General features: G+C 43.0%; 11 protein-coding genes and 4 tRNA genes. All 15 read left to right on the forward strand.

The features are described 5' to 3' along the window. Nucleotide 1 precedes the first annotated feature (1 nt). Nucleotides 2–77, forward strand: a tRNA-Val gene (locus tag MHI58_RS01040). Between the two features lie 3 nt (nucleotides 78–80). Further along, nucleotides 81–153: transfer RNA gene (locus tag MHI58_RS01045), tRNA-Thr, on the forward strand. 28 nt (nucleotides 154–181) lie between these two features. Beyond that, a tRNA-Tyr gene (locus tag MHI58_RS01050) sits at nucleotides 182–266 on the forward strand. A 4-nt stretch (nucleotides 267–270) separates the two neighbouring features. Continuing rightward, nucleotides 271–342 (forward strand) — tRNA-Gln (locus MHI58_RS01055). Nucleotides 343–478: 136 nt separating this feature from the next. Then, entirely contained in the window at nucleotides 479–1,390 is a 912-nt protein-coding gene (rocF, locus tag MHI58_RS01060) for an arginase (protein ID WP_039170230.1), read from the forward strand. A gap of 185 nt (nucleotides 1,391–1,575) precedes the next feature. Next, nucleotides 1,576–2,139, forward strand: coding sequence for an RNA polymerase sigma factor SigW (gene sigW / locus MHI58_RS01065; protein ID WP_007498553.1), 564 nt, complete (start codon nucleotides 1,576–1,578; stop codon nucleotides 2,137–2,139). A gap of 14 nt (nucleotides 2,140–2,153) precedes the next feature. Then, a complete protein-coding gene (gene rsiW, locus MHI58_RS01070; RefSeq protein WP_008344028.1) occupies nucleotides 2,154–2,780 on the forward strand; it encodes an anti-sigma-W factor RsiW in 627 nt (208 codons plus the stop codon). 203 nt (nucleotides 2,781–2,983) lie between these two features. Continuing rightward, a complete protein-coding gene (cdaA, locus tag MHI58_RS01075; protein WP_008344027.1) occupies nucleotides 2,984–3,805 on the forward strand; it encodes a diadenylate cyclase CdaA in 822 nt (273 codons plus the stop codon). Further along, on the forward strand, nucleotides 3,798–5,204 hold the full coding sequence (locus MHI58_RS01080; RefSeq protein WP_045034678.1) for a YbbR-like domain-containing protein: 1,407 nt from the start codon (nucleotides 3,798–3,800) through the stop codon (nucleotides 5,202–5,204). The genes cdaA and MHI58_RS01080 overlap by 8 nt, the downstream gene beginning before the upstream one ends. Nucleotides 5,205–5,229: 25 nt before the next feature. Further along, on the forward strand, nucleotides 5,230–6,576 hold the full coding sequence (gene glmM / locus MHI58_RS01085) for a phosphoglucosamine mutase (protein ID WP_008360584.1): 1,347 nt from the start codon (nucleotides 5,230–5,232) through the stop codon (nucleotides 6,574–6,576). Nucleotides 6,577–7,153: 577 nt separating this feature from the next. Continuing rightward, nucleotides 7,154–8,956, forward strand: a complete 1,803-nt coding sequence (glmS, locus tag MHI58_RS01090; RefSeq protein WP_008360582.1) for a glutamine--fructose-6-phosphate transaminase (isomerizing) — start codon at nucleotides 7,154–7,156, stop codon at nucleotides 8,954–8,956. A 483-nt stretch (nucleotides 8,957–9,439) separates the two neighbouring features. Then, nucleotides 9,440–9,796 (forward strand): DUF2200 domain-containing protein, encoded by a 357-nt coding sequence (locus MHI58_RS01095; RefSeq protein ID WP_017358880.1) that lies wholly within the window; start codon nucleotides 9,440–9,442, stop codon nucleotides 9,794–9,796. A gap of 160 nt (nucleotides 9,797–9,956) precedes the next feature. Continuing rightward, on the forward strand, nucleotides 9,957–10,148 hold the full coding sequence (locus MHI58_RS01100) for a PLD nuclease N-terminal domain-containing protein (protein WP_045034677.1): 192 nt from the start codon (nucleotides 9,957–9,959) through the stop codon (nucleotides 10,146–10,148). A 14-nt stretch (nucleotides 10,149–10,162) separates the two neighbouring features. Beyond that, nucleotides 10,163–11,080 (forward strand): ABC transporter ATP-binding protein, encoded by a 918-nt coding sequence (locus MHI58_RS01105; protein WP_045034676.1) that lies wholly within the window; start codon nucleotides 10,163–10,165, stop codon nucleotides 11,078–11,080. Continuing rightward, nucleotides 11,077–11,841 (forward strand): ABC transporter permease, encoded by a 765-nt coding sequence (locus MHI58_RS01110; RefSeq protein WP_045034675.1) that lies wholly within the window; start codon nucleotides 11,077–11,079, stop codon nucleotides 11,839–11,841. Before MHI58_RS01105 ends, MHI58_RS01110 begins: the two co-directional genes overlap by 4 nt. Nucleotides 11,842–11,914: the final 73 nt, after the last annotated feature.

Genomic DNA, 11,914 nt, shown 5'->3' on the forward strand with positions numbered 1-11,914 from the left:
TGGAGGATTAGCTCAGCTGGGAGAGCATCTGCCTTACAAGCAGAGGGTCGGCGGTTCGAGCCCGTCATCCTCCACCATATGCCGGTGTAGCTCAACTGGTAGAGCAACTGACTTGTAATCAGTAGGTTGGGGGTTCAAGTCCTCTTGCCGGCACTGTTTTTCTTTTATCAATTCCATATGTGGAGGGGTAGCGAAGTGGCTAAACGCGGCGGACTGTAAATCCGCTCCCTCCGGGTTCGGCGGTTCGAATCCGCCCCCCTCCACCATTTTTGGGCTATAGCCAAGCGGTAAGGCAACGGACTTTGACTCCGTCATGCGTTGGTTCGAATCCAGCTAGCCCAGTTAAGACACCTTTTTTAAAAAGGTGTCTTTTTTTATTTTGACGATTGGAATGTATAACTATTCAAAATATTGTTGAGTTGAGTCAGAAGGCACCGAGAAAGTAAAATATAAGCATGAACGGAAAGGGGATGTACATATGGGAGATCAAAAGAAGGTCACGATTGTCGGGGTGCCGATGGATCTCGGTCAAATGAGAAGGGGCGTCGATATGGGGCCGAGTGCCATTCGCTGTGCTGGTGTAAAAGAAAAATTGGAATCGCTTTCATTTGATGTCGAGGATTTAGGGGATATTCCCGTTGAGCAAAGAGATGATGAGAAAGGTCTCTATACAAGTGAAAAACTGAAAAACTTAACGGAGAATGCTGGCGCAAACCAGCTTCTTGCTGAAAAGGTTAGCAGTATTGTGCAGTCAGGTTCGTTTCCGCTGATTTTAGGCGGGGATCACAGCATTGCAATTGGTACACTAGCCGGTGTAGCCAAACATTATGAAAATTTGGGTGTCATTTGGTATGATGCGCACGGTGATTTAAATACAGAGGAAACTTCTCCTTCTGGAAATATTCATGGGATGCCGCTCGCTGTCAGTCTCGGCTTTGGGCATGCTGATCTAATCAATATTGGCGGTTATACCCCTAAAGTAAAGCCTGAGAATGTGATCTTGATCGGTGCTCGTTCTTTAGATGAAGGAGAGCGGGCATTGATTAGAGAAAAAGGCATTAAAGTGTATACGATGCATGAAATAGATCGATTAGGGATGACGAGAGTAATGGAGGAAGCCATTGCCTATTTAAAAGAAAGAACAGATGGTGTTCATTTGTCGCTTGATTTAGATGGGCTAGATCCTGCAGAGTGCCCTGGCGTGGGAACGCCGGTTGCTGGCGGCATCAGTTATAGAGAGAGTCATCTTGCAATGGAGCTTTTAGAGGAAGCAGGGATTTTGACATCTGCTGAGTTTGTTGAGGTGAATCCGGTATTAGATGAGAAAAATAAAACAGCAGAAGCGGCAGTTGCATTAATTGGTTCTTTAATGGGTGAAAAGCTATTATAGAGCGGGACTTGTTCCCGTTCTTTTTTTAATTTTGGGGAAATTTAAGGATATGTTAAGGTTTTTACCGGCTGATAAGCGTAACATGCTGTCAAAAATTTGTTACACTATTTTTTAGAGGAGAATGAAACCTTTTGGAACGAGGTTCGTATACATAAAGACCGGTGAAGGCAGAGGTTGAATATACTATGGAAACAATGATTAAAAAGAGAATTAAGCAAGTGAAAAAAGGCGACCAGAACGCATTTGCAGACATCGTAGACCTGTATAAAGACAAAATTTATCAGCTGTGCTATCGTATGCTTGGGAATGCACATGAAGCAGAAGATATTGCGCAGGAGGCGTTTATTCGTGCCTATGTGAATATTGAGAGCTTTGATGTGAATCGTAAGTTTTCCACGTGGCTGTACCGCATTGCAACCAACCTGACCATCGACCGTATTCGTAAAAAAAAGCCGGATTATTATTTAGATGCAGAGGTGGCAGGGACAGAAGGACTGAATATGTATTCTCAAATTGCGGCTGACGGCATTTTGCCAGAGGACGAGGTGGTGTCGCTTGAATTATCGAGCACCATTCAGCAAAAAATTTTAAGATTACCCGATAAATATCGCTCGGTCATCGTATTAAAGTATATTGATGAACTCTCGTTAAAAGAAATTAGTGAGATTCTGAATATACCAGTTGGTACGGTGAAAACGAGAATACACAGGGGTAGAGAGGCTCTCCGGAAACAGTTGAGAGACCTTTGAGTGAGGTGATTTTGATGAGCTGTCAGGAAAAAATCGTCCTGCTTATGCATCAGTATTTAGACGGGGACATAGAGCCCGAAGATGAAAAAGAATTAAAGAGCCATCTGCAATCGTGTGAGGAATGCCGTACTCATTTTCAACAAATTGAGAAATCCATCGCGCTCGTGCAGAGTACATCTCATATAGAAGCACCATCTGATTTCACTGCAAAGGTGATGGCAGGTCTTCCAAAGGAGAAAAAGCGTGTGTCGATTCAAAGATGGATCAAAGCTCATCCGCTAATGGTCGCCGCTGCCCTCTTTGTCATATTGATGGGAGGCAGTCTGTTTACTAGCTGGAATACGGATCATAATTTCAGTGTGTCAAAGCAGCCGAATCTCGTGGTTGAAAATGATACAGTGACGGTACCTAAAGGGGAAACCGTCAAAGGTGATGTCACTGTGAAAAATGGCAAGCTGATTGTAGAAGGCAAGGTTGATGGAAACGTAACAGTCGTCAATGGAGAACAGCTGACTGCTTCTGCCGGACAAGTCACTGGTCAAATCAATGAAATTAATGAAGTGTTTGATTGGGTTTGGTACAAAATGAAGTCTACAGCACAAGACGTGATGCGGGTCATTGGGCCAGAGGAGCAAAAGTAAATCAAACAGTTTGAGAGCAGTCTCTAAGGGACTGCTCTTTTTCTATTGATGGACAGACTTGAATGCCAGCCAGATATGGCAACTATTTTCCTTGCTGAAACAAAATGTGGTATAATAGCCACGCTATGTACTTACACATAGGCTCTTTTTTTATAAAAAATAAATCGAACGAAGAATAACTGAAAATTCTGGAGGACGAGGAAATGGCTTTAGGGGATATTCCTTTTTTGCAGTACCTCGGTAATGCTGTTGATATTCTCGTTGTTTGGTATGTGATATATAAATTAATGATGGTCATCCGCGGAACAAAAGCGGTTCAGCTTTTAAAGGGAATTGTCGTCATTGTTCTCGTCAGGATGGGAAGTGCGTATCTCGGTCTTAACACACTTCAATGGCTGATGGATCAAGCGATTACGTGGGGGTTCCTTGCGATCATTATTATTTTTCAGCCAGAGCTAAGGAGAGCGCTTGAGCAGCTTGGGCGCGGCCGTTTCTTCTCTAGAAGCGGGACACCTGTAGAGGAACAGCAGCAGAAAACGATCGAGGCAATTACAAAAGCAATTAACTATATGGCAAAACGAAGAATAGGCGCGCTGTTAACGATTGAGCGCGATACTGGGATGAATGATTACATAGAGACCGGAATTCCTTTGAATGCAAAGGTGAGTTCTGAGCTGCTGATTAATATCTTCATTCCGAATACACCGCTTCATGACGGCGCTGTGATTATGAAGCGTGATGAGATTGCAGCTGCAGCGTGTTATTTACCGCTGTCTGAAAGTCCTTTTATTTCTAAGGAGCTCGGTACACGTCACCGCGCGGCAGTTGGTATTAGTGAAGTAACGGACAGTTTAACCGTCATTGTCTCCGAGGAGACAGGCGGCATTAGTGTCGCAAGAAATGGTGATCTCCATCGAGAATTGACAGAAGAAGCGCTTGAAGAAATGCTGATTGCTGAGTTTAGTAAGAACAGCAAAGATGCTTCCTCGACCAAATGGTATTGGAGGGGCAAGAAAAATGGATAAGATTTTGAATAATCGCTGGGCCGTTAAGTTTCTTGCATTGGTCTTCGCTTTATTGCTGTATGGTGCAGTCAATTCAGCGCAAGCGCCCACGCCGAAAAAAATCGGTGAATCCTTTTTCCCAACATCGACAACAGACGAAGCAACCTTAACGGACATTCCTGTTAAAGCGTATTATGATGACGAAAAGTATGTAGTCACTGGTGTGCCGCAGACAGTCAATGTCACGATTAAAGGATCAACTAGTGCTGTGAAAACAGCAAGGCAAACGAAAAATTTTGAAATTTACGCAGATATGCAAAACCTTACGACAGGTACACATAAAGTCGAATTGAAGGCAAGAGATGTATCGAAAGGAATCACGTTAACGATTAATCCGTCTGTGACGACTGTGACGATACAGGAAAAAACGACAGCTGAATTCCCTGTTGAAACTGAATTTTATAATCAAAATAAAATCAAAGACGGCTATTCACCAGAGCAGCCTATTGTGAATCCGAAAAATGTCACGGTTACTGGCTCAAAAGACGTGATCGACAAAATTTCTGTCATTAAAGCATTTGTGAACTTAGAGGATGTCGATCAGCAAATTGAGAAAGAAGCGAAGCTCACTGTGTATGATAGCAGCGGGAATGAGCTACCAGTCGAAGTGAGTCCGTCTGTGGTAGATATTACGGTTCCGATTACGAGTCCAAGCAAGAAAGTTCCGTTTAAGATTGAGCGGACGGGCAGCTTGCCAGATGGGATCAGTATCTCAAGCATCGAGACAAGCCCAAGTGAGGTTACAGTCTATGGTTCTCAAAAGGTGCTGGATGCACTTGATTTTATTGACGGCGTTAAGCTCGACCTAAGCAAGATTAAAGATGATACAGAGATTGATGCCGACATTCCACTGCCAGATGGTGTGAAAAAGGTATCGCCTGAAACCATTAAGATCAAAGTGAAGGTTGCAACAGCTGAAGAAAAAAAGATCGATAATGTTCCAATTTCTGTCGTTGGTCTGAGCAAGGATCTTAGCTCTGCATTTGTGAGTCCGTCTTCTGGGCGTCTCACACTAACAGCAAAAGGTTCAAAGAGTGCAATTGATAAACTAAAGGCTTCAGATATTGAAGCCTATATCAATGTCGGGGACTTAAACGAAGGAACACATGAGGTCAAAGTACAAGTGAATGGCCCTCAAAATGTGACGTGGACATTATCTAGATCGAAGGTCAAAGTGAAACTGACTTCTACTGATACAGAAGATCAGCCGGCTTCTACGAATGATCGGAAAGATCAATCATCCGATGATGAACAGGAAGAGAAGAGTCAAAAGGAATCAACACAAGATAAAGCAAAAAAAGAATCGAGTCAAAGACAGCGGGTCAAAGAAGATAATAAAGAGGACGCAGCGTCCTCTTGAATGGTAAAAAAGGAGCGATTGAAACATGGGCAAGTACTTTGGAACTGATGGTGTAAGGGGTGTGGCTAATAGCGAATTAACGCCAGAGCTCGCATTTAAAATTGGGAGATTTGGCGGCTATGTGCTCACGAAGGATAAAGAACGTCCAAAGGTACTCGTTGGACGAGACACGCGTGTATCTGGTCATATGTTAGAAGGAGCACTCGTAGCAGGCTTACTTTCAATTGGGGCTGAAGTCATGCGTTTAGGTGTGATCTCAACACCTGGTGTGTCTTATTTAACGAAGGCAATGGATGCAGAAGCAGGTGTCATGATTTCAGCTTCGCATAACCCAGTTCAAGACAACGGAATTAAATTTTTCGGCGGTGACGGTTTTAAACTGTCAGATGAACAGGAGAATGAAATCGAGCAGCTGATGGATCAGCCGGTCGATCAATTGCCACGCCCAGTTGGCGCGGATCTTGGAACAGTAAATGACTACTTTGAAGGCGGTCAGAAATACTTGCAATTCTTGAAGCAGACAGCAGACGAGGATTTCACAGGTATTCACGTAGCGCTTGACTGTGCACATGGTGCAACATCTTCTCTTGCAACACATTTATTTGCAGATTTAGATGCAGATGTGTCAACAATGGGAACATCACCAAACGGATTGAATATCAACGATGGCGTAGGTTCTACTCATCCAGAGGCACTTTCTGCTTTTGTGAAAGAAAAAGGAGCGGATATTGGTCTTGCGTTTGATGGCGACGGCGACCGCTTAATTGCAGTCGATGAAAAAGGTGATATTGTAGACGGCGATCAAATTATGTACATATGTGCACGTTATCTAAAGGGTGAAGGCCGATTGAAGGATGACACGGTCGTGTCAACGGTCATGAGTAACCTTGGTTTCTATAAAGCGCTTGAGAAGCAAGGCATTAAGAGCATTCAAACCGCTGTTGGTGACCGCTATGTGGTCGAAGCGATGAAAAAGGATGGCTATAATGTCGGAGGCGAGCAGTCAGGCCACTTGATTTTCCTTGATTATAATACGACAGGTGACGGCATGCTTTCAGCGATCATGCTGGTGAATACACTAAAAGCAACAGGAAAAACATTATCAGAGCTTGCAGCTGAAATGGAGAAATTCCCGCAACTTCTAGTGAATGTAAAGGTATCTGATAAGTATAAAGTGGAAGAAAATGAAAAAGTAAAAGCTGTGATCCAAGAGGTTGAAAAAGAGATGAACGGTGACGGACGTATCCTTGTGCGTCCATCAGGAACAGAGCCGCTTGTACGTGTCATGGCAGAGGCGAAAACAAAAGAGCTGTGTGATGAATACGTGGCTCGCATTACGGCTGTTGTCAAAGAAGAAATGGGTATTGAGTAATTGATGTAAAGCAAATCGCTAAGCAGCGGTTTGCTTTTTTTCGAATAAACGTCATAAGAGGAAAGTTCTATACGAATGATATAAGCGAGGGCAATTTGCTGCTTGCTTTCATACATAAGGGAGCACATCAAAGGTAGAACGTGACAAGCCTCATCGCATATAGTGTAGGGAGGTCTCACTTTCTAACATGAAAGGGATCACCCGCTAAATTGTGATTGACGGAGGTCAGACCTTATAGTACAATCATCCTTGTGTTACTGGATTTTTATTCTAGCAGGAAAGGCAGGGTAGATGTTCAGCCACTCTTATAATTATAGCGCCCGAACTAAGCGATCGAACGACAGATGCTTAGTTGACGAGGATGGAGGTTATCGAATTTTTCGGCGGATGCCTCCCGGCTGATCAAATATAGAGATCACAGCCGTAAGTGTTTCTTTAAAGCAAAGAGGTGACTCTTTGTACAAAGGGAATACACATGATCTCCCAAAATAAACATGTAGAGAGGGACGAAGAAATGTCCCTTCTATTTTAGTAGGCTTTCTTTGTCCCTTTCACATGATCGGGAGGAAGAATATTTATGTGTGGAATCGTAGGTTATATTGGTCAGAATGATGCGAAGGAAATCTTATTAAAAGGTTTAGAGAAGCTTGAGTACCGTGGGTATGACTCAGCAGGTATCGCTGTGGCAAACGAAGAAGGCGTGCATGTGTTCAAAGAAAAAGGACGTATCGCTGAGCTTCGTGAAGTCGTTGATGCAAACGTGGCATCTTCAGCAGGAATTGGACATACACGCTGGGCAACACACGGTGTACCAAGCCATCTAAATGCGCATCCGCATCAAAGTGCTTCTGGCCGTTTTACGCTTGTTCATAACGGTGTCATCGAGAACTATGTACAATTGACACGCGAATATTTACAAGACGTCACACTAAAAAGCGACACAGATACAGAGGTTGTTGTTCAAGTCATCGAACAATTTGTGAATAGAGGTCTTGATACAGAGGAAGCTTTCCGTCAAACGCTTCTTCAACTAAAAGGCTCTTACGCAATTGCCCTTTTCGATAACGAAAACAAAGAAACAATCTATGTGGCGAAAAACAAAAGCCCATTATTGGTTGGTTTCGGCGAAGATTTCAACGTTGTGGCTTCTGACGCAATGGCGATGCTTCAAGTAACAAACGAATATGCGGAATTAATGGATAAAGAAATGGTCATTGTCACAAAAGACGAGGTTATCATCAAAAACCTTGACGGTGATATCATGACACGTCCTTCTTATATCGCTGAGCTGGATGCAAGCGACATTGAGAAAGGCACATATCCTCACTACATGTTAAAAGAAACGGATGAGCAGCCGCTTGTTATGCGCAAAATCATCCAAGAATATCAAGACGAAAACGGCAAGTTGTCAGTCGCTGGCGATATCGCAAGCGCAGTAGCAGAAGCAGACCGCATTTACATCGTGGCTTGTGGAACGAGCTACCATGCTGGACTTGTTGGTAAACAATACATTGAAGACTGGGCGAAAGTACCTGTAGAAGTCCATGTAGCAAGTGAATTCTCTTACAACATGCCGCTTCTATCGAAAAAGCCGTTGTTCATCTTCCTTTCTCAATCTGGAGAGACTGCGGACAGCCGTGCTGTACTTGTTCAAGTCAAAGAGCTTGGTCATAAAGCATTAACGATCACAAACGTACCAGGATCTACACTTTCTCGTGAAGCGGACTTCACATTGCTTCTTCATGCAGGACCAGAAATCGCAGTGGCTTCAACAAAAGCCTACACAGCACAAATCGCTGTTCTTGCGATCCTTGCATCTGTTGCAGCTGAATTAAATGGTCAATCTCTTGACTTCGACCTTGTGAAAGAGCTTGGAATTGTAGCAAACGCAATGGAAGCCCTTGTCGATCAAAAGGATGAAATGGAACAAATCGCTCGTGATTTCTTCACAGTGACACGTAACGCATTCTTTATCGGAAGAGGACTTGATTACTATGTGTGCCTTGAAGGTTCACTCAAACTAAAAGAGATCTCTTACATCCAAGCAGAAGGATTTGCTGGCGGAGAACTCAAACACGGCACCATTGCTTTAATTGAAGAAGGCACACCGGTCATTGCCCTTGCAACGCAAGAGCACGTGAACCTCAGCATTCGCGGTAACGTCAAAGAAGTCGTTGCACGTGGTGCAAACCCATGTGTCATCTCACTAAAAGGCCTAGAAGACGAAGGCGACCGTTTCGTCCTTCCAGCTGTACACCCAGCACTTGCACCACTTGCATCTGTTGTCCCATTACAGCTAATCGCTTACTACGCAGCCCTTCACCGCGGGTGTGATGTGGATAAACCACGTAACCTTGCGAAGAGTGTGACGGTGGAGTAGGTTTTAAATAAAATCGGTTTTTTGATACCCCTTTTAGATATAATTGTCTAAAGGGGTATTTTTGTGTCAATAGAACTAACAGTTGAAAGATCTGAGCTGAACTTTGATTGATAGATACTATTTCCATGATGCTATGATGATAAATATTCTTAGGGGGAAAAATTATTTTTATTCGATACGTAAAAAAAGAAAAATGGGGAATTGTTTTTTCCATAATTGGTTATATTGCATTGTTTATCATTTCTTATTGTTTAATTGGCGGTCCTGTCTCAAGCGGAGGACCAATTGGTGTATTCCTTGGATTTTGCATCGTTCAATTTCTTAAATATAGAGCTTTCAAAAAAGATGAAAGGAATGATAAAGGCATATATTATCGTTTATAAGTTGTATTTCTAACACATTATACTAAGTGCATAATGAGAGAGCGGCCCCTTGAGAAAGCAATGACAGATTAACTATTTAACGAAGAAAGAGAGCATACACATGACCAAACCTAAAATCTACACAATGAGTTTCGCAAAAGTCTATCCTCTCTACATCGCAAAGGCAGAGAGAAAGGGTCGAAAGAAGGCTGAAGTCGATACGATTATTTGTTGGTTAACGGGGTACAGTCCAGCAGAGTTACAGCAACAGTTGGACAAGCAGATAGACGTTGAAGCCTTTTTTGCTGAGGCTCCTGAGCTTCATCCTTCCCGCAGTTTGATCAAAGGAGTCATCTGTGGTGTTAGAGTAGAGGACATTGAGGAAGAAACGATGAAAAACATTCGGTATCTAGATAAGCTGATTGATGAGTTAGCCAAGGGAAAGAAAATGGAAAAGATTTTGCGAGATTCGTCATGAACATCACAAGCAAGCCCAGTGAATAACCTTCACTGGGCTTTTTTATATTTATAGACCATTCGACCAATAAAAATAAAATCCATTTGAACGAACCTCCTCTCCATGTCGTCAAAAGAAGTAATACCAAAACAAATTGACGTTTGAAAAGGGAGTGGCGTGGATGGATATGAAGATGATTTTACCTCTTATTTTGCTGCAAGCGATTTTGATGGTGATTGGTTTGTTTGATTTGTTGAAAAGAGATCCATCGAGGATTAGGGGAGAAGTGAAGTGGGTTTGGGCTTTGGTGATTGTGTTTGTGGCGAGTGCTGGTCCTATTGCGTATTTCATTTTTGGTCGTAAACAAACTTAGTAGGAGGGATTCGCTTGAATATGTTGGAGTGTCATGGGCTGACGAAATCGTATGGACGGCATGAAGTGTTAAAAGATGTCTCGTTTTCTGTTGGGGAGGTTGGATGTGTTGGCTTTTTAGGAGCCAATGGAGCGGGGAAGACAACGACGATCCGGATTTTGACGGGGCTTGCTCGTCCTACATCTGGCGTTGTGAAGGTGGCAGGTTTTGATGTCGAAAAGGATATGGATCAAATCAGTCAGGTGATTGGGTACTGTCCGCAGCATCCTGCATTTTATCAGGATATGACGGGGCAGGAATGGATGCATTGGGTTGGCGGGTTATTTCATTTAGAGAAAAACATCATTCGTTCCAAAACAGAGGAGCTGTTGAAGCTTTGCCGTGTGTATGAGGCGAAGGATCGTGCCATTGGCAGCTATAGTGGAGGCATGAAGCAGAGGCTTGCCATTGCACAGGCGCTGATCAATAGCCCGAAGGTCCTCATCTTAGATGAACCTGTGTCTGCACTTGATCCCATGGGGAGAAAAGACGTCCTGACTTTGATTGAGCGTCTAAAGCATGAGATGCTGATTTTTATGTCGACCCATATTTTAGATGATATTGAGCGGGTGGCGGATCATATTATCATGATCGACAGCGGCAAAATTGAGATGTCCTCTTCGATGAAACAGCTCAAAGAAGACTATATCCAGCCCGTGATTGAATTCCAATTAAAACAACAGAATACGAAACTAATGGCTTTGTTAAAAGAACGGGATTGGGTGGAGGAATGCATGGAGACAGGAGACGCTTATCAGGTGCGAGTCAACGATCAACAAATGGCATTGAAGGAGCTGCCGGGTCTCATTACTGAAACAGGCGGTGTTCTTATCCAATATCGATTATCTAAGCTAACGCTTGAAGATATTTTCATGAAGGTTGTGACGGCATGATGATGTTGAAAAAGGAATTTAGGGAGTTATTCACTAGTTATAAAATCTTATTTGTGCCGATCATTTTTACGATTTTAATGATCACACAGCCTATTACACTCAAAATGCTGCCAGATCTTTTATCGAAATCGGCTAATTTACCAGAAGGGTCTACATTTTATATACCAGAGCCTAGTGCTGGAGAAGCTTTAGCCAGTGCATTGAGTAAATTTGATTCGCTCGGCGTGTTTATCCTCATTATGATTGTGATGGGGACGATTGCTGGAGAGCGTGCCTCTGGGGTGACGGCGATGATTATGGTGAAACCGATCAGTCGAATGAGTTATTATGCCTCAAAAATATGTGCCTATGCCTGTTTAACTTTGTTTAGTTTGATAGTGTCGGTGTTAGCTTCCGTTTATTATGTGGACATTCAATTTGGGCATGTGGATTGGGGCAATGTGTTAAAAGGAACGCTTTTGTATTATCCGAACCTATTGCTCATTGTGGTGTCGACCATTTGTGCATCGGCGTTCTTTAAGCGTTCAGTGACTGCGGGCGGCGTTTCCCTTTTGTTCAACCTCATCCTGTTTACCGTTCCTTCGTTTTATGAGGATACATTAGGGAAGTTTGCACCTAAAGGTGTCACAAGTGCGGCTGAGGAGATGATTCATAGAGGGACTTATTCGGATCAGGCACTTACAAGCTTTCTAGGTGTATCGGTATTGATTGGTTTCTTTTTTCTCATCGGATGGTTTCTTTTTAGAAAACAAGAATTATAGCATGGTGTACCCTTTGGATATGAAAATCTAAAGGGTTTTTTATATATTTAGTAAGTAATAAATAAGATGTAAA

The sequence above is a fragment of the Bacillus sp. FSL K6-2869 genome (assembly GCF_040869405.1).
GTDB lineage: Bacteria > Bacillota > Bacilli > Bacillales > Bacillaceae > Bacillus > Bacillus altitudinis.

What these genes read in the sequence shown, in the direction of transcription:
- rocF (WP_039170230.1), top strand. Translation starts at nt 479, where the DNA reads ATGGGAGATCAAAAGAAGGTCACGATTGTCGGGGTGCCGATGGATCTC.
- sigW (WP_007498553.1), top strand. Translation starts at nt 1,576, where the DNA reads ATGGAAACAATGATTAAAAAGAGAATTAAGCAAGTGAAAAAAGGCGAC.
- rsiW (WP_008344028.1), top strand. Translation starts at nt 2,154, where the DNA reads ATGAGCTGTCAGGAAAAAATCGTCCTGCTTATGCATCAGTATTTAGAC.
- cdaA (WP_008344027.1), top strand. Translation starts at nt 2,984, where the DNA reads ATGGCTTTAGGGGATATTCCTTTTTTGCAGTACCTCGGTAATGCTGTT.
- MHI58_RS01080 (WP_045034678.1), top strand. Translation starts at nt 3,798, where the DNA reads ATGGATAAGATTTTGAATAATCGCTGGGCCGTTAAGTTTCTTGCATTG.
- glmM (WP_008360584.1), top strand. Translation starts at nt 5,230, where the DNA reads ATGGGCAAGTACTTTGGAACTGATGGTGTAAGGGGTGTGGCTAATAGC.
- glmS (WP_008360582.1), top strand. Translation starts at nt 7,154, where the DNA reads ATGTGTGGAATCGTAGGTTATATTGGTCAGAATGATGCGAAGGAAATC.
- MHI58_RS01095 (WP_017358880.1), top strand. Translation starts at nt 9,440, where the DNA reads ATGACCAAACCTAAAATCTACACAATGAGTTTCGCAAAAGTCTATCCT.
- MHI58_RS01100 (WP_045034677.1), top strand. Translation starts at nt 9,957, where the DNA reads ATGGATATGAAGATGATTTTACCTCTTATTTTGCTGCAAGCGATTTTG.
- MHI58_RS01110 (WP_045034675.1), top strand. Translation starts at nt 11,077, where the DNA reads ATGATGATGTTGAAAAAGGAATTTAGGGAGTTATTCACTAGTTATAAA.